Annotated in this window: 20 protein-coding genes and 1 pseudogene; 20 read left to right on the top strand and 1 reads right to left on the bottom strand. The window is 46.0% G+C overall.

Annotated elements, in window-relative coordinates; genetic code table 11:
* The first annotated feature begins 337 nt into the window (after positions 1-337).
* From ACESSZ_RS11295 to ACESSZ_RS11355, 13 genes and pseudogenes are all read left to right on the top strand, one after another.
* Entirely contained in the window at positions 338-1537 is a 1200-nt protein-coding gene (locus ACESSZ_RS11295; RefSeq protein ID WP_117547908.1) for an ABC transporter substrate-binding protein, read from the top strand.
* A 96-nt stretch (positions 1538-1633) separates the two neighbouring features.
* Positions 1634-2515, top strand: coding sequence for a branched-chain amino acid ABC transporter permease (locus ACESSZ_RS11300; protein ID WP_008690473.1), 882 nt, complete (start codon positions 1634-1636; stop codon positions 2513-2515).
* A 13-nt stretch (positions 2516-2528) separates the two neighbouring features.
* Complete coding sequence (locus ACESSZ_RS11305) at positions 2529-3485, top strand: branched-chain amino acid ABC transporter permease (RefSeq protein WP_008690475.1); 957 nt, start codon at positions 2529-2531, stop codon at positions 3483-3485.
* Between the two features lies 1 nt (position 3486).
* Entirely contained in the window at positions 3487-4263 is a 777-nt protein-coding gene (locus ACESSZ_RS11310) for an ABC transporter ATP-binding protein (RefSeq protein ID WP_008690476.1), read from the top strand.
* 2 nt (positions 4264-4265) lie between these two features.
* The gene (locus tag ACESSZ_RS11315; protein WP_331866852.1) at positions 4266-4970 is read left to right on the top strand and encodes an ABC transporter ATP-binding protein; all 705 of its coding nucleotides are present in this window, start codon (positions 4266-4268) and stop codon (positions 4968-4970) included.
* 3 nt (positions 4971-4973) lie between these two features.
* Positions 4974-5621, top strand: a complete 648-nt coding sequence (locus ACESSZ_RS11320; protein WP_008690480.1) for a CBS and ACT domain-containing protein — start codon at positions 4974-4976, stop codon at positions 5619-5621.
* Positions 5622-6070: 449 nt separating this feature from the next.
* On the top strand, positions 6071-7588 hold the full coding sequence (locus ACESSZ_RS11325) for a ParB/RepB/Spo0J family partition protein (protein ID WP_025483381.1): 1518 nt from the start codon (positions 6071-6073) through the stop codon (positions 7586-7588).
* 183 nt (positions 7589-7771) lie between these two features.
* Positions 7772-8113, top strand: a complete 342-nt coding sequence (locus ACESSZ_RS11330; RefSeq protein WP_025483379.1) for a DUF7768 domain-containing protein — start codon at positions 7772-7774, stop codon at positions 8111-8113.
* Position 8114: 1 nt separating this feature from the next.
* On the top strand, positions 8115-8825 hold the full coding sequence (locus tag ACESSZ_RS11335) for an antirestriction protein ArdA (protein ID WP_025483377.1): 711 nt from the start codon (positions 8115-8117) through the stop codon (positions 8823-8825).
* 101 nt (positions 8826-8926) lie between these two features.
* Positions 8927-9361 (top strand): PcfB family protein, encoded by a 435-nt coding sequence (locus tag ACESSZ_RS11340; protein ID WP_240299777.1) that lies wholly within the window; start codon positions 8927-8929, stop codon positions 9359-9361.
* Positions 9348-10319, top strand: a pseudogene (locus tag ACESSZ_RS11345) (type IV secretory system conjugative DNA transfer family protein); the annotation flags it as partial. The gene ACESSZ_RS11340 and the pseudogene ACESSZ_RS11345, both read left to right, overlap by 14 nt.
* Positions 10320-10409: 90 nt before the next feature.
* A complete protein-coding gene (locus ACESSZ_RS11350; RefSeq protein WP_024724769.1) occupies positions 10410-12290 on the top strand; it encodes a recombinase family protein in 1881 nt (626 codons plus the stop codon).
* Positions 12291-12316: 26 nt separating this feature from the next.
* On the top strand, positions 12317-12670 hold the full coding sequence (locus tag ACESSZ_RS11355; RefSeq protein WP_024724768.1) for a TnpV protein: 354 nt from the start codon (positions 12317-12319) through the stop codon (positions 12668-12670).
* Positions 12671-12730: 60 nt separating this feature from the next.
* Here the strand turns inward: ACESSZ_RS11355 and ACESSZ_RS11360 are convergent, their stop codons facing one another.
* Positions 12731-13714 carry a helix-turn-helix transcriptional regulator gene (locus tag ACESSZ_RS11360; RefSeq protein ID WP_024724767.1) on the bottom strand — a complete coding sequence of 328 codons (984 nt, stop codon included), beginning with the start codon at positions 13712-13714 and terminating at the stop codon, positions 12731-12733.
* A 294-nt stretch (positions 13715-14008) separates the two neighbouring features.
* On the opposite strand from ACESSZ_RS11360, the gene ACESSZ_RS11365 reads away from it, so the two are divergent.
* The 7 genes from ACESSZ_RS11365 to ACESSZ_RS11395 are packed head-to-tail and all read left to right on the top strand — an operon-like array spanning position 14009 to position 21341.
* Positions 14009-14614 carry an MptD family putative ECF transporter S component gene (locus ACESSZ_RS11365; RefSeq protein ID WP_015533385.1) on the top strand — a complete coding sequence of 202 codons (606 nt, stop codon included), beginning with the start codon at positions 14009-14011 and terminating at the stop codon, positions 14612-14614.
* 5 nt (positions 14615-14619) lie between these two features.
* Positions 14620-15354, top strand: a complete 735-nt coding sequence (locus ACESSZ_RS11370; RefSeq protein ID WP_034566703.1) for a CbiQ family ECF transporter T component — start codon at positions 14620-14622, stop codon at positions 15352-15354.
* Positions 15354-16847 (top strand): ABC transporter ATP-binding protein, encoded by a 1494-nt coding sequence (locus tag ACESSZ_RS11375; RefSeq protein WP_024724765.1) that lies wholly within the window; start codon positions 15354-15356, stop codon positions 16845-16847. Before ACESSZ_RS11370 ends, ACESSZ_RS11375 begins: the two co-directional genes overlap by 1 nt.
* Entirely contained in the window at positions 16828-17490 is a 663-nt protein-coding gene (locus tag ACESSZ_RS11380; protein WP_142692028.1) for a hypothetical protein, read from the top strand. Before ACESSZ_RS11375 ends, ACESSZ_RS11380 begins: the two co-directional genes overlap by 20 nt.
* Positions 17483-19222 (top strand): ABC transporter ATP-binding protein, encoded by a 1740-nt coding sequence (locus tag ACESSZ_RS11385; protein WP_024724763.1) that lies wholly within the window; start codon positions 17483-17485, stop codon positions 19220-19222. Before ACESSZ_RS11380 ends, ACESSZ_RS11385 begins: the two co-directional genes overlap by 8 nt.
* The gene (locus ACESSZ_RS11390; RefSeq protein WP_024724762.1) at positions 19219-20958 is read left to right on the top strand and encodes an ABC transporter ATP-binding protein; all 1740 of its coding nucleotides are present in this window, start codon (positions 19219-19221) and stop codon (positions 20956-20958) included. The genes ACESSZ_RS11385 and ACESSZ_RS11390 overlap by 4 nt, the downstream gene beginning before the upstream one ends.
* The gene (locus ACESSZ_RS11395) at positions 20958-21341 is read left to right on the top strand and encodes a metal-dependent transcriptional regulator (RefSeq protein WP_024724761.1); all 384 of its coding nucleotides are present in this window, start codon (positions 20958-20960) and stop codon (positions 21339-21341) included. Before ACESSZ_RS11390 ends, ACESSZ_RS11395 begins: the two co-directional genes overlap by 1 nt.
* Positions 21342-21707: the final 366 nt, after the last annotated feature.

The following is a 21707-nucleotide window of genomic DNA, read 5'->3' on the forward strand; positions in this document are numbered from 1 at the left end:
TAATTTAGAGCCAACCTTTTACGAAACCCTATGATAATTTAGAGGTATCGCTTATCCCTACGATAATTTAGATATCCTCTTTTTTCTATCTTTATTCTTATTTATTACCAGGATTCATAAGTTTTTCAACCATCATGATATGAAAAAGAAATGGCAATTTATGGAAGAGTTGAGATGTTTTATGAGATGTCTTGTAATAAAATTAAAATGTTTCTGAAAATTATGAAAAAAATGCAGAAAGTGCTTGCAAAATGTTTGCATTGAGGTATAATAAGGATAATCAATTTCAAAAACGATGAATTTGAGGATATGGAAAATGTTAAAGGAGAGAATTGTTATGGGAAAAGGATTTAAGAAATTAATGGCCATGGCAGCAGTTTCCGCTATGACTTTGACAACACTTGCCGGTTGTGGAAGTGATGATGGAGGAAAATCTAACGGTGGCGGTGATACACTTAAATGGGGTGTCAATTATGAACAGTCTGGTACAGCAGCTACTTATGGTACCAGTCATGTAGAGGGTATCAAACTGGCAGTTAAGGAAATTAATGCAGCTGGCGGTGTTGATGTCGGTGGTACTAAGAAAAAGATTGAACTTGAAATCAAGGACAACAAAACAGATGATACCGAAATGCCTCAGGTATATAACACTTTAGTAGAAGATGGTAATACGGTGATCTTAGGACCAGCTATTTCATCACTTACAAAACAGGCCTTCTCGATGGCAGAAGAAAGTAAGATTCCAACGATTTCAGCATCTGCTACCGATGATATGGCAACTTTTAAAGCAGATGGCAAAACCGTACAGTCTTATGGCTATAAGATCTGTTACTCTGATTCCTTCCAGGGAAATGCCGTTGCGAAAGCAGCTATGGATAAAGGCTTTAAGAAAGTTATCGTTTATGCCGATAACTCCAGTGATTATGCAAAAGGTCTGACAAAGGTCTTCACAACAAAATTCAAAGAATTAGGTGGAACAATTGTTGGTACCGAAAACTATCAGAAGGGTGATAAAGACTTTACTTCCATTTTGACAAAAATCAAAAATAAAGATTTCAATGCTATCTTTGTACCAGGGTATTATGAAGAAGCTAGTCAGATTATCAAACAGGCTCGTGAAAATGGTATTGATAAACCAATCTTAGGACCTGATGGATTTGACTCACCTAAATTGAAAGAAGTTGCCGGTGCGAAAGCATTGAACAATGTATATTTCACAACACACTTCTCATTAAAAGAAAACAACGATAAGATCAGTAACTTCCTGAAAGCTTATAAAGATGAATATGGTAAAGAACCAGATACATTTGCAGCATTAGGTTATGACTTGGCTTATTTCGTTAAAGCAGCTACTGAAAAAGCAGGAACCGATGATCCTGAAAAAGTAAATACTGCAATTGCTGAATACAAAGACTTCACTGGTGTAACAGGAACATTCTCTATGGATAAGGATCACACTCCTATCAAATCTATTAAATTAGTATCATTAAAAGATGGAGAACAGGCTTCTGTTGAAAACGTAGACGTAACCAAATAAGACTATGATGGAAGCACGTAAATAAGGTGAAAGAACACTTTCACCTTATTTGACGTTTTTAAGAAGAGTAAATTCGTATACGAAAGGGGTATAAATATGACAATATTTCTGCAACAGCTGATCAATGGATTATCCGTCGGAAGTATCTTTGCGCTGATTGCACTGGGATATACCATGGTCTACGGGATTATCAAACTGATTAACTTTGCCCATGGGGATATCTATATGCTGGGTGCCTATGTGGGATTCTTCGCCTCAACATCACTTGGCTTGGGCTTTTTTCCAACCATGCTGTTAGCTATGGTGATTTGTATGGTGGCAGGTGTCTTGATTGAGAAGATTGCCTATAAACCACTTCGCCATGCATCACGCATCACTTCACTGATTACAGCTATCGGTGTTTCTTTGTTTCTGGAATATGCCATGATGTACTTCATGGGACCAAACATTCGTACATATCCAGCTGATTTCTTCCCACGCGAGGTATATACCTTTGCAGGATTACAGATTTCTAATCATCAGATTCTGATCTTTGTGACATCGATCTTATTGATGATTGCATTGCAGCTGATCGTGAAGAAGACAAAGATTGGTAAAGCGATGCGTGCGGTATCTACGGATCCGGATGCAGCAGCTTTAATGGGTATCAATGTAAACAATACCATTTCCTTTACCTTTGCCTTAGGTAGTGCCTTAGCTGGTGCTGCAGGTGTTATGATTGGTATGTATTATAATTCTATTGACCCATTGATGGGAATGATTCCGGGCCTAAAAGCCTTCATCGCAGCTGTCTTTGGTGGTATCGGCATTATTCCGGGCGCTATGCTTGGTGGAGAAGCTATCGGTATCTTGGAAACCTTGGCAAGTGGTTATGGTTTCTCGATGATAAAAGATGCCGTTGTATATTTGATTCTGATTGTCATTTTAATCATCAAACCAAGTGGTTTGTTAGGTAAGAATGTCAAGGAAAAGGTCTAGGAGGTGTACGTGTATGAAAAGTCAATTTACAAAACGTAATCTCATTTGGACAATCGTTGTTTGTGTAATCTTCAGTATCTTTCAGATTGCTATTAGTGGCAGAATGATTCCAAACACATATCAGGTAGCTATTATTACGATTGGTATTAATATTATTTTGGCGTTAGGCTTGAATTTGATTATCGGCTTTACCGGACAGTTCTCGTTAGGACATGCTGGGTTTATGTCTATTGGGGCATATTCGGCAGCTATCGTATTGGCGAAAATGCCAAACTTAACTGGTTTATTTGTTGGTATGCTGGTAGGTATGGCGATTACGGCTGTAGTTGCTTTGATTGTTGCCATTCCAACCTTGCGTTTACGTGGGGATTATTTGGCAATTGCCACTTTGGGATTTTCTGAAGTTATCCGTATCGCTATTCAAAATATGGAAATTACCGGTGGAGCAGCCGGCTTAAGTAATATTCCTAAGCTAACAACATTCCCTCTGGTATTTGTGTTTATTGTTATTTCGGTAATAGTAATTCATAACTTTATTCGTTCATCCCATGGACGCGCTTGTATTTCCGTTCGTGAAGATGAGATTGCCAGTGAATCCATGGGGATCAATACGACAAAATATAAAACCTTAGCATTTGTCATTGGTGCTATGTTGGCAAGTATTGCGGGTGCTTTATATGCGGCTTACTTCTATGTTTTAAAACCTACAACCTTTGGTTTCATGAAATCTATTGATATACTGGTCATTGTAGTATTTGGTGGTATGGGAAGCTTATCCGGCAGTATCCTTGCGGCGATTGTTTTGGGTATCATCAACCTTACCCTGCAAAGCTATTCGGAAATCCGTATGATCCTGTATGCTTTAGCCATTATCGTGATCATGGTCTATCGTCCGCAGGGATTGTTTGGCAGTAAGGAAGTTACCGATTTTCTGCCAAAGAAGTGGCAAAAGAAAAAGGAGGTAGACTAAGATGCCTTTACTTTCTGTAAAAAAATTAACGAAAAACTTTGATGGTCTTTGTGCCAATTCTAATATTAATATGGAAATCAATGAAGGTGAATTGGTTGGTCTGATCGGACCAAACGGTGCCGGTAAAACAACCTTATTCAATATGTTAACCGGTGTCTATGTGCCAAGTGAAGGTAGTATTGAATTCACGAAAGATGATAAACCAATTAAATTAAACGGTATTAAGCCATATAAAATCACAGCTTTAGGTTTAGCTAGAACCTTCCAGAATATTCGTCTGTTTAAGGATATGACCGTATTGGAAAATGTTCTGATTGCGATGAATAAAGATGTTGATTATGGCGTTATCACTGCCTTGTTGCGTCTTCCTAAGTATTATAAGAGTGAAATTGCCATGAAGAAAAAGGCAATGGAACTGTTAACAATCTTTCATCTGGAAGATAAATGCGAAGAGCTTGCCTGCAACTTGCCTTATGGAGAACAGCGACGTTTGGAGATCGCTCGTGCGATGGCCGCTAAACCAAAACTGTTATTCCTAGATGAACCGGCAGCCGGTATGAATCCACAGGAAACTGCTGAATTAACAGAATTAATTCGCTTTATCCGTGATGAATTTCATATCAGTATCTTATTGATTGAACATGATATGTCTTTGGTCATGAATCTGTGTGAACGAATTTATGTATTAGACTATGGAAAAATCATCGCATCCGGTGTACCGGAAGAAATCAAATCCAATAAGCGTGTTATTGAAGCTTATCTGGGTGAGGAGGTATAGGCATGCTGAAAATCGAGAATCTGCATATTAAATATGGGGCAATCCATGCCGTAAAAGGCATTGATATTGAAGTTAATGAAGGTGAAATTGTTACCTTGATCGGTGCGAATGGTGCCGGTAAGACAAGTATTCTGAAAGCCTTGTCGGGCTTGGTAAAGCCAAGTGAGGGAACCATTACCTATGATGGCAAAGTATTGAACAAGAAGAGCGCACAGGATATAATGAAAGCAGGAATCTCCCATGTACCGGAAGGCAGACGTATCTTTGCCGATATGACAGTATTAGAGAACCTTGAATTAGGTGTTTATCAACGTAAGGATAAAGAAGGCATCAAGAAAGATCTGGAAGCTGTTTATGAACGTTTCCCTATCTTAAAGGATCGTAGTAAACAAGCAGCAGGAACCTTATCCGGAGGAGAACAGCAGATGTTAGCCATGGGCAGAGCCTTGATGGCAAATCCTAAGATCTTATTGTTAGATGAGCCTAGTATGGGATTGGCACCCATTCTGGTAAAAGAAATCTTTAGTATTATCAAGGATATCAACGCCAAAGGGACAACGATTTTGTTAGTAGAACAAAATGCTCGTATGGCCTTATCCGTAGCTACCAGAGCCTATGTCATGGAAACCGGTAAGATCGTCATGAGTGGAACCGGACAAGAACTTGCGGATAGTGAAGAAATTCAGAAAGCATATTTAGGAGGATAAAGTATGTACGTAAAAAATCGAATGACAAAGAATCCAATATGTATTGATGTGAATGCGAAAATCAGTGATGTTGTCGATATCATGAGTGAAAAGAATCTGCACCGTATTCCGGTAGTCAGCGGCAAAAAATTGGTTGGCTTGGTTACGGAAGGCATGATCAGCAAGAAAGGTGCTTCTAAAGCTACTAGCCTGAGCATCTATGAGCTAAACTATCTATTATCTAAAACAAGTGTGGATGCCATCATGATTCGTGATGTGATTACCATTCATGAGGATCGTTTCTTAGAAGATGCGGCACTGTTGATGTTTAAACATGATATCGGTTGTCTGCCGGTTGTCAATGATGACAATGAGGTAGTTGGTATCCTAACTAGCAACGATGTATTAAGCAGCTTCTTAGATATCCTAGGTTATCGTACAAGTGGCAGTCGCGTCTGCGTAGAAGTTAAAGATGAGCTTGGAACGATTGGGGAACTAAGTAAGATCTTTGTGCGCAACAATTGCAATATCACGCACTTAGGTGTGTATAATCAGCATAATGGATATTCTGAGTTGATTTTCCGTATTGATACATTCCAGACAGATAATCTGGAAAAGGATCTGACAGAAAATGGCTATAAAGTTTTAAGTATTACAAAGAATCCTGCATAGGGTTCTTTTCTTTTGTCTTTATACATGCAGGGGGCAAGGGAAAAATAAGGGAAGTCATAAAGAAAAAGATAGGATTATGGTCATGAACTGCGTATTTTGTATGTTTTCAGTAAAAATGAACTGCGTGTTTTGTATGTCTTGGTGAGAATTCAAGTGCGTATTTTGTATGTCTTGGTGTTGTGAACTACGTATTATGAAATGTTTACTAATTTATGTGCTTAAATTATCCTAAGGTTTTTATACAAGGGCATAATCATAAAACACAACAAAACCGAGCCAACCTACACTAAAACGTCGCTATTTCTTTGTGAAAAGCGACGTTTTTTTATGGCCCGGACTGAGAAAGGAGTGGTGACAACCATATAATCTAAAAAAGAAAGGGGGAAGTTTTTTCGTTAGCCAGGCTGAGAGGTCTGGCTTTTTTCATTTCAAAACAAGGAGGTTAGCGAATGGCAGATGACAAACTGAAAGCAGGCCCGGAGTCCCCTGGCGAGGGCTCTGTTGGGGATGCTCAAACTGTGACGAAGCCCCCTGTCCCGGAAACGGTAGAGGAGCCCGCAGCTGGCACCGGCCCGGTACGCCAGCCGGAACAGTCTGTTACCCCTGGAATGGGCGGGGATGTTCCAGCCCAGCCTGCGCCGCAGGTTGAAGCTGATAAGGTGAAAAAATCCCCCGACCAGGATAAAAAAGTGGAACCGGAGGAAAAGACGGCAAAACGCCGGGGCCGTCCCCCCAAGGAGCAGGATTCTCCCCAGGGGGACAAACCGGAAAAGGGGCCGGAGCCCCGCACAGGCCGCCCGGCCAAGGCTGACAAGGCGGCCCGTGGCGAGTCCCCGTCCCCAGCTCTGGACAAAGTGTCCAGAAGTAAGGAACAAGAGCTTACCCTCGCTCAGCGTGGGGGAAAAATACGACGGGAACGCAATCAAAATGTGAAAGATTTTTTGTCGGGCAAGCGTGAAACTCCCTTTGCGGATGGTAAGCAACCGCCTAAATCCACTAAGGCCGCCCCGGTCAAGGAGGCGGAGGCACCCGCCCCGGAGATCAAGCTGCCGCCTACGCCGGAGGTGCCGCCCCGCCCGGTGGAGCAGGGAAAAATCGTCTATTTGAAGCTGTCAGAGCTTCATCCATTCCATACCTTGCGGGATCACCCCTTTAAGGTGCAGGACGATAAGGCGATGGACGATCTGGTGGGGACGATCAAGGAACACGGCATTATGACCCCCGCCACCGTCCGCCCGGAAAAAGACGGCAACGGCTATGAGATCATCGCGGGCCACCGCCGCTGTCATGGCGGTGAGCGGGCTGGCTTGGATGAGATCCCCTGTATTGTCCGTGAGATGACCGATCTTGAAGCTGTCCGTGAAATGAAGAACAGCAACAAGCAGCGGGGCGACCCTCTCCCCAGCGAATTGGCAAAGCTCCTGGATTTGGAGCTGGAAGCCATCAAACGCCAGGGGGCCCGGCCCAAAAATGACAAGGAAGCGGAGGCCCTGGGTAAGCTCTCGGTGGAGATCGTGGGCAAGGAGCATGATATGAACTATAAAAAGGTGCTCCGCTATGTTCGCCTTAACCATCTTGTCCCGGAGCTTCTGGAAAAGGTGGACGCTAAAAATATGGGATTTATGCCCGCTGTGGAACTGTCGTATATCAAGCCGGAAAACCAGCGGCTTATCGCCGTGTCCATTGATGGGGAGCAGTCCTCCCCCTCGGTCAAACAGGCAAAGCGGCTCCGGGAGCTCGACCAGGAGGGCTTGCTCAACGGCGATGTGATCGATGGTATTTTGAGCGAAGAAAAAAGGGAGGTTGACAACGTGATCATCAGTACCGACGAACTCAACAAGTATTTCGGCAAGGAGGTCACTCCTGCCAAAATGAAAGAGCAGATCATAGCCCTGCTGGACGAGTGGAAAGAGAAACAGCCGCCCGAACTGGCAAAGCCTGAGAAGAAACACGAGCTCGATAAGTGACCGGGCCCCGCCTCTGGACACTTTGTCCAGAGGTACGCGCCCTGCCCCGGCTGTGCTATTTCCGGCAAGCGGCGGGGGTATATCCTCCAGAGCCGCCCCCTTTCCCTGGATAGGGAAAGGGCGGGGGGATAGGGTTGACCCCCTACCTATTAAATATAAGAAAAAGAAACGGAGGTTTTGATTATGAAGCGACCCCTTGCGTATGTGACCGCCGCATGGCGCGGCGGCGAGTGCGAGGTCATGGAGCAGGCAGCTAAATACTGCCGCATTGTCTATGATGCGGGATATTCCCCCATCTGCCCTATGCTCTATCTGCCGCTGTTCCTCAATGACGCAGTGCCGGAGGAGCATAAAAGCGGTATTGATATGGGGCGCGACCTGCTCCGGCGCTCCCGCGTGCTGGTGGTATGCGGGAGCTATGTCAATGTAGCGGTGAAAAATGACATCGCTGTGGCCCAGCGGCTGGGGATCACCGCCACCACCCTGGACGGCATCCTCACCGTCAAGGGCCAGAGGCGGCGCTGATATGGCGGTCATTGAGGCGTATGTCACCAACCTGGGGAAATACAACGAGGGTGAGCTGGCAAGCGAGCCGTTGAAATTCCCCACGACTACGGAGGAAGTACAGGCGCTCCTTAAACGGATCGGCGTTGACAATATCCAGTATGAGGAGATTTTTATTGCCGACTATGACGGCGACCTGCCGGAACTCAACGCCTGCCTGGGAGAATACGAAAGCATTGACGAGCTCAACCATCTGGCCTGCCTGCTCTCCGAGCTGGATAAAAGCGATTTGGAAAAGTTTGAGGCGGCTGTTGCCAGCGGCGAGCATACCTCCGGCGTGGGCGACCTCATCAATCTGGTGGAAAATCTGGATTGCTACGATTTCTATATCGGCGTGTCTGATGATGAAACCCTGGGCCGCATTTACGCGGAGGACATGGAACTAATCAACATTCCCGAAAACCTGCGGGATTATTTCGATTATGAGGCGTATGGCCGGGATATGCGGATCAATGAGGATGGCGGGTTTGTCAAAGGCGGTTTTTTCCTCCCCAACGGCAGCCAGTTTATTGAATACTACCACGGGCTGGAGGACATTCCAGACGAGCACAAGGTTTTTGCTTATCCGCAGCTTTCCATCCGGGAGCAGATGGCGGCTTATAAAGAAGTCATTGACCGTTTTCCCCAGGCGGCGGAACGCCCCCGCCCGGAGCAAAGCCATACAGACCGATAGCGGCACTTCTGGACACATTGTCCAGAAGTGCTTTTTTCGTGTGGAAGGAGGGATAAGGGCTGATAGACGAGGACGTTTCCAGACGTACCATAGCAGTATCTATTAAGGCAAGCAAGCTCACGGCGCGGGGGCTTGCCTATGTTCTCCAGGCGGTAGGCCGGAAGATCGCCAAACATCACCGGGCCAAGCAGACGCCCCACGGCAGGCAGACGGTGGGGCAGCTCATGGGCCACGGGGCTGCCACCAACAGTATCGAGGTGGAGGCCCCGGCCCTCTTTGACCGGGTAGCCCGGAAATGGAATGTGGACTACGCCTTTTATCAAGTCGCGCCGGATAAGCACCTGCTGTTCTTCAAGGCGGGGCAGGCCGACGCGATCACAGCCTGTTTCTCCGAGTATTCCAAACGGCTGCTAAAGCGCACCAAATCCACAAAAGCCCCCATCCGGGAGCAGATCAAGGAGGCCGCCACAGAAGCGGCCCGCCAGCCCGCCCAAAAGCTGGAACGCACAAAGGAGGCGGTGCATGAGGACAGGTAGTGTCAAAAAATATGTGATACCAAACATCCCCTATTTGTTTGTGCTGTGGGCCTGCCTAAAGCTGGGGACAGCCTACCGGCTGGCCGCTGGCGCGGATTTCCCCCATAAGCTCATGGGCCTGGGGCAGACGGTGGGCCCGGCCTTTGCCAACCTTGCGCCGGGGCTTGATCCCTTTGACTGGCTTGTTGGCATTGTGGGCGCGGTGGGCTTCCGGCTGCTGATCTACTTCAAGAACAAGAACGCAAAGAAATTCCGGCGGGATGAGGAGTTCGGGAGCGCCCGATGGGGCGGGCCTAAAGATATAGCCCCTTTCGTCGATCCAGTCTTTGAAAACAATGTTATCCTCACCGGGACGGAGCTTCTTACCATGAACACCCGCCCCAAAAATCCGGCCAACGCCCGCAACCTCAACGCCTGTGTGATCGGTTCGTCCGGCTCCGGCAAAACCCGGTTCTGGCTCACCCCGCAGCTTCTCCAGGCCAGCGCGAAGAAAAAGGGCGGGTGCAGCTTTGTGGTGGTCGATCCAAAGGGCGGGGTTCTCTCCCAGGTGGGGGCTTTCCTGCAACGGAGGGGCTATCGGATCAAGGTGTTCAATTCCATTGATTTTTCCCAAAGTATGCACTATAACCCCCTGGCGTATATCCGCAACGAGGCTGATATTCTAAAGTTTGTCGATACCCTCATAGCCAACACCAAAGGCGAGGGCAAGGAGGGTGATCCATTTTGGACAAAGGCGGAAACGCTTTTGTACTGCGCCCTTATCGCCTATATCATTTTCGAGGGCCCCGCCGAGGATCGGAATATGAATACCCTGGTGGATATGATCTCCGGCATGGAGGTGAAGGAGGACAACGAAAACTTTATGAACGCGGTGGACTATATGTTCAAGGGGCTGGAAAAGCGCAAGCCGGATTGCTTTGCGGTGAAGCAGTACAAGAAATATAAGCTGGCCAGCGGTGATATATGCTCTAAGTGACTTCTTAATCATGATTTTGTCATGGTTAGTGAAGCAATCACTTAGAGTATTTTTGTTTCAGGAGGTACAGCCATGAGAAATGAAAAAATTACCCCACTGTACGAGCGCCTGAGCCGGGACGATGAGTTACAGGGCGAGAGCAATTCCATATCCAACCAAAAGCAGATGTTAGAGGATTTTGCCCGCCGGAATGGGCTGCCCAACCCTACGCACTTTACCGATGATGGTATCTCAGGCACCCGTTTTGACCGCCCCGGATTTTTGGCGATGATGGAGGAAGTGGAGGCAGGGCGTGTAGAGGCCATCGTCATAAAAGACATGAGCCGCCTGGGGCGCGATTATCTGAAAGTCGGCCAGGTCATGGAGATTTTGCGGCAACGCGGCGTCCGGCTGATTGCCATCAACGATGGTGTGGACAGTCTGAAAGGCGATGATGATTTTACCCCTTTCCGCAACATTATGAACGAGTTTTACGCCCGCGACACCAGCCGGAAAATCCACTCTGTGTTTAAGTCAAAAGGCATGAGCGGTAAGCACCTGACAGGCACCGTGATTTACGGCTACTTGTGGGATGAAAAGCGGGAACATTGGCTGGTAGATGAGGAAGCCGCCGAAGTGGTACGCCGTATCTTTTCCCTCACGCTGGAGGGATATGGGCCTTATCAGATCGCTTGCAAGTTGTCCGCAGACCGGATTGAAATTCCTGTCGTACACCTTGCCCGATTCAACGAAGGTGTGAACCGTTCAAAGCCGGTCAAAGACCCCTATGGATGGGGATCATCTACCATCGTGAACATTTTGAAAAAACGAGAGTATTTAGGGCATACCATCAATTTCAAGACCCGCAAGCACTTTAAGGACAAGAAAAGCCACTATGTTTCTGAGGATGAATGGACGATCTTTGAGAATACCCATGAAGCCATTATCGACCAGCAGACCTTTGATTTGGCGCAGAAAATCCGCAGCAATGTACGGCGTTATCCAAACGGCTGGGGCGAAGCGGCTCCCCTCACAGGTTTGCTCTATTGTGCCGATTGTGGCGGAAAGATGTATGTCCACCGCATCAACAATGGCAGGCGGATTTCTCAATATACCTGTTCCAATTATACCAAAGTTCCGTGTGGGACACTATGCCCTACACAACACCGTATCAATGAGAGTGCTGTTCTGACATTGGTTTCTGACACGCTCCGGGCTATCGCTGAATATTCCAGAAATGACCGGACGGAATTTATTCACACCGTTCAGGAAACGCAGGTTGCTCAACAGAGTGCCGATATATCGAAAAAGCGCAGGCGTCTGGCTGCTGCTCAAAAGAGAACCGGAGAACTGGAAAAACTGATTTGCAAAATCTATGAGGACAATGCCCTCGGCAAGCTGTCGGATGCACGATATAGGGCGCTTGATGCACAGTATGCCAAAGAGCAGGACGCACTTGAGATTGAAATTGCGGAGCTGGAAAAGGCTGTTACCGGCTATGAGCAGAGCCAGAAATCCGCAGAGAAATTTATAGCCCTGATTGATAAGTATGAGAATTTTGACACGCTGACAAACACCATGCTCAACGAGTTTGTAGAGAAAATCCTTGTCCACGAACGCGCCCGAAAAGGCAGCCAGGACACCACGCAGGAAATTGAAATCTACTTCAATTTTTTAGGACGCTATATCCCACCATCCTTACAGCCGGTTCCTTTAACCCCGGAGGAACAGGAAGAACTGCAGAAAAAAGAAGAACGCAAGGACAGGCTTCATCAGAATTATTTGAAGCGGAAAGCCAGCGGCGCACAGAAACAGTATGAGGACAAAATCAAGGCGAAGAAAAAAGCGGAAATGGACGCTAAGAAAGCCCTGATCCGGGCTGAGGATATGAAAAAAGGCGTTTTTTCTACTGTCGGACAGCTGCCGAAAGAAGAACCACGCAAAGGCAGCATAGCAGCCAGCGCAGCAGTCTAATCATCACGAAGCAAAGGAGAATGAATATGAGTAAGTTGACTTACATTCGTTGTGGAGATTATGATATACCCAACCTAAAACTTTCTGAACAGCCGGAAACTTCTATCGGCAAGTACGGCAGAATGCGAAAATCCTACCTAAAGGAACATCGCCCCATTCTCTACAACCATCTGCTGATGAGCGAGAAGCTGTATCCACACCTGTTAGAGATTGAGCGGACAGCACAGGGGCGTGTGGAAACCATGTTGCCTCACATGATGGAAGTTGCGGGTGTCACGGAGGAACTGAAAGCCTGTGACCCTATGCGCTGGATGGGGCTGATGAACACGCTGAAAGCGCAGGCAGAAGAAATCATATTAGCAGAATTGATTAACGACTGATTCCCTAACAATAAATTACAATATAATCAAAAAGACGAAGTTAGTGTAAATAGACTGACTTCATCTTTTTTGATTCCTATATTCTTCTGGGGATTTTCCATAAACTTTACGGAAAGTGGCCGCAAATTTACTTGCATTGGCATAGCCCAAATGCTCTGCAATATTGCCGATTGTCAAATTCGGTTTTGACATCAATAAAAGCGCATACCGCATTTTTGCCTGTCGGATATAAGCCCCAATAGGAACACCATACATGGCTTTGAATGATTCTCGAAGTTTGGTCTGTCCCATCGCTGCTATTTTGCAAAGCTGTGAGACTTCCGGCGGGTTCAAAACATTCTGTTCAATGGCCTGACGTACAGATTCCAGCGCCTTTTTCTCTTGTTTGGAAAGAGGCTGTTGTTTAGATGCTATCTCCTGTCGTTGTTTATGAAAGTTGCCTGCTACAATAGAAAGCAGTTCACCTACTTTGCTTTCGTAGTAAAGACGGGAGGTTTCGCCAGCAATCAGTTTATCCCGTATCTGCAAAAACAGGGTTCCAATTTCCGGGGTATTATAATCAAAAGCTTTCCAATCATAAACCTCTGCATAGTCAAAATCGTCCGGGGTAAAACGGTCTTGCAGATTTTTCTCTATGTAATCTTCAAACAGCAAAACTGACGCATAGCTGATTGGTATATTGGGTTGATATAATACTCGCCCCTGTGACGGCTTATTTAGATAAAGGTGGATTCCCTCTGTGATAGGTTGGGCTTTCCGCCCATTCTGGATCAGGGTAACACCGCCGGATTCCAAATAATAAATTTTCACCAGCTTTTGATTGATCTCATATTTGCGTTCCATTGAGGCGTATGGTATCCAGCTTCCGGTTGACAGGAATAATCCATCTGTCGGTTGAACCTGATAGATATTTCCATAGCCTTGTCTGTTTTGCGGCTGCAAGGTGCAGATTCCATTATGATTATCCTGTCGAAAATGATAATCATGCAGATAAAAAGAAGCATCCCCTAATTCGTGCGCGGCCTGTGTAGAATCGGTCTGCATCCTGCTCACCCCCGTTTCTTATGTAGTCGGAATAATCCGCAGTATCTTTTTTTATGCTCCAAAATGTCGCAAAGGCTGTCAGCAAAACCACAAAAAGCACTGATATATCCGGTTGTTTTTCCACTTTTAACTCCTGTTTTGACCTTTTTTGCCGGATTTGACACCCAAAAAATCACTGAGTAGAATGACATTACTGGCTGGTTAGCTGACTCTAATCACAGCAATTCTATCACGATTTTGTGCGTAGGTCAATGAGGCTTCTGCCAGTAAATAATAATTAGGAGGACTTTGAAAATGTCTAATTCACAACAAATGAAAAAAGGGCTGTCTGTGCGTGATTTGATTACCACCGGCATCCTTGCTGCTTTGTACATGGTATGCGCCATGATTGGCGAGGCTATCTTTGGGTTCTTCCCTGTACTGACTTTCCTTTGCCCGCTGTCTATTGCGCTGCTGTGCGGCCCGGTTTATATGCTGATACTGGCAAAGGTGCCGAAGCATGGCCCAATCATTGTCACCGGTATTTTGGTAGGAGGTGTGCTGTTCGTACTCGGTATGTACTGGTCTATGTGTTTGGCATATTGTATTCTCGGCGTTGTGGCCGATCTGCTGGCCGGTTCCGGGAACTTTAGAAACAAAGGGCGTAACCTGCTGTCTTACATGATCTTTGTTCTCAGCCCGGTTTTCTCCTACGGTATGCTTTGGTTTGACCGCGACGCCTATGTGCAATATTTGGTAGAAAAGGGAACAGAGCAGACCTATATGGACACAATGGTTTCAACCGCACAAAACTGGATGCTCCCGGCAATGATTATCGGCGTGTTAATCTGTGCTGCTATCAGCGGTCTTGTAGGCCAGAAACTATTGAAAAAGCATTTTGAAAAGGCCGGAGTAGTGTAATGGAGATGCAACTGCAAACAAAGGACACACTTGCCACATTACATTTAGACCCTCGCACAAAACTATATCTGTTGATCGTCGGAAATGTTGCGTTGTTCCTTGCGCCCTCTTTACTCTATGAGATTGCGCTGGTTGTATGCGTTGTGATTCTCGGCATCCTTGTAGGAGCAAAGCGGTTTACGGTAAGAATGGCTGCTGTCTATGCGGGAATGGTTGTTCTGCATATCATTGGAACAAATTATTTGACAGGGACTTTGCAGATTGCGATTGTAACATTTACCGTATTTATCCGTAAAATCTTTCCCTGTGCCATGCTCGGAGGTATTTTAGTCAGCACGACAAGAGTAAATGAATTTATGGCGGCCATGAACCGTATTCACATGCCCAAAGCAATGGTTATCCCTATGACGGTCATGCTCCGCTATTTCCCCATGGTACATGAGGACTGGGGCTATATCAGAGACGCCATGCGGATGCGCGATGTCGCTCCAACCGTCAAAAGTCTACTGACCCATCCGGCCCGAACAGTGGAATGTATCTATGTTCCGATGATGATGTCAGCACTGAAAGTGGCGGATGAATTGTCGGCGGCGGCTGTTACAAGGGGGCTGGAAAATCCGAAGCCCCGAACCTGCTTGCAGGAAATCCACTTTAGTATTGCGGATGCCGTATGCTTTCTCCTGTTCACTTTGTTTATGTCAGTGTCGGTCTGGCTGAAATTGAAAGGGGGTGCAGGCTAATGATTCGTTTTGACAAGGTTTCCTTTACCTATCAGGAATCATTACAAAATGGCGGACTGCGCGATGTTGATTTAACAATCAACAAAGGTGAGTGTGTGCTGTTGTGTGGGCGAAGTGGCTGTGGAAAAACCACATTGACCCGTCTTGTAAATGGCCTGATTCCATACTTTTATCCGGGAGAAGTCACCGGCACAACCTATGTTGACGGTAAAGATATACAGGATTATCCCATGTATGAAGTGTCCGAGCATGTGGGGTCTGTATTCCAAAATCCACGCTCTCAATTTTTTAATGTAGATACAGACAGTGAAATCTCCTTTGGAATGGAAAATCTGGCTTATCCAAGGGAAAAAATGAAAGAACGCATTTCAAAGACAGTTGCGGATTTGGATATAGCCCATTTGACCGGGAGAAGCATATTTGAATTGTCTGGCGGTGAAAAACAAAAGGTGGCGTTTGCGTCCATCTATGCTATGTCTCCGAGTATTTACTTGTTAGATGAACCATCTTCCAATCTGGATATGGATGCTATTGAGGATTTGCGGCGTACACTTGAACTCCTAAAGAAACAAGGCAAGACCATTCTAATTGCAGAACATAGGATTTATTATCTGAGGGAATTAGTTGACCGCATTGTGTATATGGAAAACGGGGCTATATCTGCTGTGTTTTCTCCGAGCCAGTTTCTTTCTATTCCTGAAGAACAGCGGCACAGTATGGGACTTCGCGCTTTAGATTTGTCAAAGGTACAGCCAAGGGCCATTGCTGAAAATTCTCAAAAGCCGATTTTGGAAGTCAGAAACTTATCCTTGTTCTATAAGAAAAAGTCGGTTCTGGACGATTTGAATTTGAGTGCGGCGCCGGGAGAAATCATAGGAATTATCGGGCATAACGGAGCCGGGAAATCTACATTTTCCAGAACACTATGCGGCCTGCACACAAACTATACGGGGCAGATTCTTTGGGATGGTAAAGAACTGAACGCAAAGAGCCGGTTAAAACGCTCCTATATGGTGATGCAGGACGTAAGCTATCAGTTATTTGCCGATACATTGGAAAAGGAATGTGTATTTGGAATTAAGCATCCTGATCTGGACGCAGCAAAACAGGCAATGGAACGGCTGGGTATTTATGAGTACCGTACTCATCATCCCAATACACTTTCCGGGGGTCAGAAGCAGCGTGCGGCCGTGGCAGTCAGTATGGTATGCCGTAAGGACGTTTTAATTTTTGATGAACCGACTAGCGGACTTGATTATGACAGCATGATTCAAGTTGCGGGGCTATTTCAAACGCTTTCTAAAATGGGAAAGGTAATTTTTGTTGTAACCCATGATTACGAATTTTTAGCGGCAGCCTGTACAAGAGTGATTCATTTGGATAACGGAAAACAGCAGGAAGATTACCTACTTTCCCCCGACAATCTGCATCGGCTACGCGATTTTTTCTTGCGGTCAGAAAGGAGGCAGAACTTTGCGGAGAATGGAAAATGACCTTCTGTTCTTCCATGAGCTGATCGGTAACTGTTCCGTTGAAAAAGATTCAAAGATATATACAATTTCTCCGAAATTTGGGAAGGGCACCATGCAGAGTTTTGAAGTGATGCCCGGTGCTGAAATTGTTTATAGTAATGTTTATATTACAACTCCAATTCAAAAGAATATCCAATGTAAAGATCGTTTTATTGAAGTTACCTATTGCTTTCATGGGCAAATGAATATGCTGTTCAGCGACCAGCCAGCGATGATTATGAGCGACCATTATATTTCTGTTTTCAATGGTGCAAGCCACCTGAAAAGCTGTGATTTTGGGGAAGAACCTTTTATTGGCGTTTCAGTGGTGGTTTATCTGCCGCAGATCATAAACAGCCTGAATATCATGCTGGGGACAATCGCGTTTGACGAGGACATGGATTTTCAAGGGCTTTTTACAGCGGGCGGTTGCTTTATAGCACCCGCGACAAAAAGCGTGGAGCATATTTTTACCGAACTGCTCTTGCTGCCGGAACAGTACCGCAATTATCTTATGCGCATTAAAGTCATGGAACTACTGTTATATCTGGTTGGCAAAATGGAATATCGGACAGATTTTGGGATTTCACTATTCCACAAGGAGGAGATGAATTGTAATGGATGATGTAAAAGCCCTGTTTGGACTAATTGATAAGAAAAATAAGCGTCGTCTGCTTGGCGCAGTAATCTGTTGCGTCCTGTCTGTTTTGTGCGGCATCCTGCCCTATTTGGGCGTTTGGGGTATTGTGACCTGTTTTCTGAATGAACGGACAGAGAATCTTTTTCAATATGTGTGCCTGATTGCCGCAGCAATCATTTTGAAACATCTGCTGTTTGGAACCGGCACAAAAATCTCTCACAAGGTAGCCTACCAGACATTGGGGGAAACCCGTAAAAAGCTGTTCCGTAAAATTGCCCGCTTACCAATGGGCTATGTGAAAACAACGGCATCCGGGCAGGTCAAAACGATCATTATGGACAATATGGAACAGTTGGAGACATTTTACGCCCATAACATTCCAGAGATTATTTCCGGCCTCGCTGTACCGCTGTGTATGGAAATCCTTCTGGTGATATTGGACATCAGGGTAACCGGTATCATGCTGATTCCGGTCGTTCTGTTTATTCTTGTCGGTATTCTTATGATTATCGTTCAGATGAAAAAAATGGACGAATTTAATCAGGCGTTTGCCGATGTCAGCGTTAAGACGGTGGAATATGTCAACGGTATGAAAGAACTGAAGATATTTGCTGCCGACGAATCCACTTATGGCCGCCTGTCAGAAAGCATCCGCACTTACAGCACCGTTGTAACAGAGTGGTTCCAAAGCTGCTTGAAATATGTTGCTTTCAATCATACCGACTTAAACAGCAACCTTGTGTTCCTGTTTCCGCTTGCCGGTTTGATGTACCTCTCCGGCAGCGTGACAGCGGCCAGCTATATTATGTATCTGTTTATGGGGCTTGCCATGCTGATTCCGTTGGAAACTGTTTCTAATAACTTTGATTATATCGGCATGAACGCCTCTGTTGCAAAAAAGATAGACGAAATTCTGAAGCTGGATGAAATGGCGGATACGACCTCAAAGGCAGAACTTGCCGACCACACGATTGCGTTTGAACACGTTACATTTTCCTATGGGGAAGAACAGCCGGTATTAAAAGATGTCTCATTTACTGTTCCTGACGGAAAAGTAACGGCGCTCGCCGGTGTTTCCGGCAGCGGCAAAAGTACAGCGGCCAGCCTGATCTGCCGGTTTTGGGATATAACCGAGGGACAGATTTGTATGGGCGGCGTACCGCTGAACCAGATTCCGCTATCCGATCTGATGTCCCAGATTTCCTTTGTGACCCAGAATACGTTCCTGTTCAAAAAGAGCATCCGGGATAACATTATGATGGGAAACCCAGAGGCCACGGAGGAAGAAATGATGCAGGCAGCCAAGGATGCCGTATGTCACGACTTTATTATGCGGCTTCCAAAGGGCTATGACACAGTGATAGACAAGGAAACCAAGTTGAGCGGCGGTGAAAAACAGAGAATCACATTGGCAAGGGCGATTCTGAAAAATGCGCCGGTCGTGATTCTTGACGAGGCAACGGCTTACATTGATGCCGACAATGAAGATTTACTGCAAAAGGCGCTAGCTAAATTATCAGAGGGAAAAACCGTACTTGTAATAGCGCACCGTCTTTCCAGTATCAAGGAAGCTGATTCGATTGTGGTTCTGGAACAGGGCAAAGTGATTGACTGCGGCACACATGATGAATTGATAAACCGTTGCTCCCCGTATCAGGATATGTGGGCGGCCTTTGAACAATCCGATCAATGGAAAATGGGAGGTGTAAACGCATGATTGCTATGATAAGGAAATTCTTAGACCTTGCAGGCGAGCGCAAAAAGCAGCTTTATCTTGCGTGGCTGTTTCAGGCGTTGACCTCAATTTGTGAGGGCGCGATATATTTCATGCTGTTCCTTGCGATAAAAGATATTTTGGGCGGCTCGTTTACAAAGGAAAAACTGATGCAGTATAGCCTTATGTTTCTGGTCTATACTGTCCTGCATTTTGTTTTTTATTACTTTACGATTGCAAAACAGCGCCCGGTATCTTATGCCATGATGCGGGATGAACGTCTTTCGATTGCGGCGAAAATCAAACAGTTTCCGCTCTACTACTTTACAAAAGACAAGATCAGCCAGCTTACATCTTTGTTTACAACTGATTTAAGTTTCGTGGAAATGAATATCATGGAGATTATTGCCGGTTTCGTTTCCAGCATGATCATGACGGTTGTATTTGCTCTGATGCTGCTTAGTGTGGACTGGCGTATGGCGCTTCTTCTGTTTGCGGGGATCATCCCCGGCTATATCCTCTACCAGCAGTTTCAAAAGAGCATGGTTCAACTGGGAGAGCAGAAGAAAAATACGCAGGTGGCAATGATTGATTCCACGCTGGAATATGTACAGGGCATGGAAACGATCAAGGCATACCGGCTGGAGCAATCCGGTAAGCTCGTGGAGAAGCAGGTGAACGGATATTGCACGGCTTCTGACCGTTATGAAGCGACGCTGACGAATTGGAGCATGGGTTATAAAATCTGCCTGAATCTGGGCCTGTTTTTGAGTTTGGGTGTTGGCATTGCAATGGTTCGTTCTGGTTCATTAGCCCCGGCAACCTATTTGTTTTTTGCAATCATGGGTATTATTTTTTACCGTCCGCTGGAAGCTCTGATGGGTTCCTTTGCCATGATGAATCTTGCAAACGCATCGTTGGATAATATAGCAGAAATCAACAACCTGCCGACCGAAAATGAAAAACAGGGAACTACACAGTTTGCAGATACACAAGCCGATGTACGGTTTGAAAATGTATCGTTTAGCTATGATGGAAAGCGTGACGCAGTTAGTCATGTAAGTTTTTCAGCTAAACCCGGAACGATCACTGCATTGGTGGGTCCTTCTGGAAGCGGCAAATCCACTCTCCTTAATTTAATTCCGGGATTCGTGACGCCGAAAAACGGGCGGATTCTGTTGAATTGGAAAGATGCGGCAACATTAAAGCATAGTGATCTGGTGCGTCATGTGAGTGTCGTTTTTCAGGAAGTATATCTTTTTCAGGATACCATGATGAATAATATCCGAATGGGAAACCAGAGCGCAACGGACGAGCAGGTGGTAGAGGCGGCAAAAAAGGCTCACTGTCACGAATTTATAGAAAAGCTCCCACAGGGCTATCAAACGGTTATCAGCGAGGGCGGCGCAAGCCTTTCCGGTGGAGAGCGTCAGCGCGTCGCTATTGCGAGGGCAATTTTGAAAGATTCCCCGATCATTCTTTTAGATGAGGCGCTGTCCAGTCTGGATGCCGAAAATGCCGTAGCAATACAGAAGGGCATAGAAGAAATGATTAAGGGCAAGACGGTGTTCCTTGTATCACACACTTTGTCCTATATCCAAAATTCAGATCAGATACTTGTCCTATCTGACGGCATATTGCAAGGCTGTGGGAAACATGAAGAACTGTTGCAGACCGTGCCGCTTTATCAAACTATGTGGGAAAAAGAGAAATCTATTAAAAACTGGAAGCTGGCATAATGAGCAGCAAGAACAAACTTCATGCGTCCGGGGAGGACTACCTGGAAACCATCCTTGTTCTCCAAAAGAAACGCGGTATGGTACGCTCCGTAGATGTGGCCCGGCACATGGAGGTGTCAAAGCCCAGCGTGTGCCATGCAGTGGCTATCTTGCGGGACGGCGGCTTTCTCACTATGGACGAAGATCACTTTCTCCATCTGACCGATGTGGGCCGCGAGGTAGCCGAAAAAATCTACGAGCGTCACTGCTTCTTTACCGAGCAGCTTATCGCCGCAGGCGTTGACCCCAGGACTGCGGAGGCTGACGCCTGCCGGATTGAACACATCATCAGCGATGAGAGCTTTTCACGGCTGAAAGAGGCAGCCGAACAGGAACAAACCTAAACCAAATAAGACAAGCGATCCTGCCCCGCAAGACGGGGAAAGAAAAAAACCGTTGCAGGGCAGGCAGCTTTGTGCGCCCAAAATGGATTTTCCAGGTACTGCGGCGGTTTTGAGTAACATCAAGGCCGCCGTTCCTTATGCCCTCGACAAAGGAGTGACGACTACACGCTGACACGGCGGCTTTAGGAGGGAACCGCCATGAAGCACATTGACCGCCGACAAATTCAGACGATATTTCACTACCGTCAAAAAAAGCCCAGTCAACGAACAGGCTCCGTCTGGCAGCCGGTGCGAAAATTGTCATTCTGTAAGTGAATATTGGAGTTTTTGCGCTCGAATAGCTTTCTGCTGTCCGGGCGTTTTTTC

This window comes from Eubacterium sp. 3_1_31 (genome assembly GCF_964249515.1).
GTDB lineage: Bacteria > Bacillota_I > Bacilli_A > Erysipelotrichales > Erysipelotrichaceae > Longicatena > Longicatena caecimuris.

What these genes read in the sequence shown, in the direction of transcription:
- ACESSZ_RS11295 (WP_117547908.1), top strand. Translation starts at nt 338, where the DNA reads ATGGGAAAAGGATTTAAGAAATTAATGGCCATGGCAGCAGTTTCCGCT.
- ACESSZ_RS11300 (WP_008690473.1), top strand. Translation starts at nt 1,634, where the DNA reads ATGACAATATTTCTGCAACAGCTGATCAATGGATTATCCGTCGGAAGT.
- ACESSZ_RS11305 (WP_008690475.1), top strand. Translation starts at nt 2,529, where the DNA reads ATGAAAAGTCAATTTACAAAACGTAATCTCATTTGGACAATCGTTGTT.
- ACESSZ_RS11310 (WP_008690476.1), top strand. Translation starts at nt 3,487, where the DNA reads ATGCCTTTACTTTCTGTAAAAAAATTAACGAAAAACTTTGATGGTCTT.
- ACESSZ_RS11315 (WP_331866852.1), top strand. Translation starts at nt 4,266, where the DNA reads ATGCTGAAAATCGAGAATCTGCATATTAAATATGGGGCAATCCATGCC.
- ACESSZ_RS11320 (WP_008690480.1), top strand. Translation starts at nt 4,974, where the DNA reads ATGTACGTAAAAAATCGAATGACAAAGAATCCAATATGTATTGATGTG.
- ACESSZ_RS11325 (WP_025483381.1), top strand. Translation starts at nt 6,071, where the DNA reads ATGGCAGATGACAAACTGAAAGCAGGCCCGGAGTCCCCTGGCGAGGGC.
- ACESSZ_RS11330 (WP_025483379.1), top strand. Translation starts at nt 7,772, where the DNA reads ATGAAGCGACCCCTTGCGTATGTGACCGCCGCATGGCGCGGCGGCGAG.
- ACESSZ_RS11335 (WP_025483377.1), top strand. Translation starts at nt 8,115, where the DNA reads ATGGCGGTCATTGAGGCGTATGTCACCAACCTGGGGAAATACAACGAG.
- ACESSZ_RS11350 (WP_024724769.1), top strand. Translation starts at nt 10,410, where the DNA reads ATGAGAAATGAAAAAATTACCCCACTGTACGAGCGCCTGAGCCGGGAC.
- ACESSZ_RS11355 (WP_024724768.1), top strand. Translation starts at nt 12,317, where the DNA reads ATGAGTAAGTTGACTTACATTCGTTGTGGAGATTATGATATACCCAAC.
- ACESSZ_RS11360 (WP_024724767.1), bottom strand. Translation starts at nt 13,714, where the DNA reads ATGCAGACCGATTCTACACAGGCCGCGCACGAATTAGGGGATGCTTCT.
- ACESSZ_RS11365 (WP_015533385.1), top strand. Translation starts at nt 14,009, where the DNA reads ATGTCTAATTCACAACAAATGAAAAAAGGGCTGTCTGTGCGTGATTTG.
- ACESSZ_RS11370 (WP_034566703.1), top strand. Translation starts at nt 14,620, where the DNA reads ATGCAACTGCAAACAAAGGACACACTTGCCACATTACATTTAGACCCT.
- ACESSZ_RS11375 (WP_024724765.1), top strand. Translation starts at nt 15,354, where the DNA reads ATGATTCGTTTTGACAAGGTTTCCTTTACCTATCAGGAATCATTACAA.
- ACESSZ_RS11385 (WP_024724763.1), top strand. Translation starts at nt 17,483, where the DNA reads ATGGATGATGTAAAAGCCCTGTTTGGACTAATTGATAAGAAAAATAAG.
- ACESSZ_RS11390 (WP_024724762.1), top strand. Translation starts at nt 19,219, where the DNA reads ATGATTGCTATGATAAGGAAATTCTTAGACCTTGCAGGCGAGCGCAAA.
- ACESSZ_RS11395 (WP_024724761.1), top strand. Translation starts at nt 20,958, where the DNA reads ATGAGCAGCAAGAACAAACTTCATGCGTCCGGGGAGGACTACCTGGAA.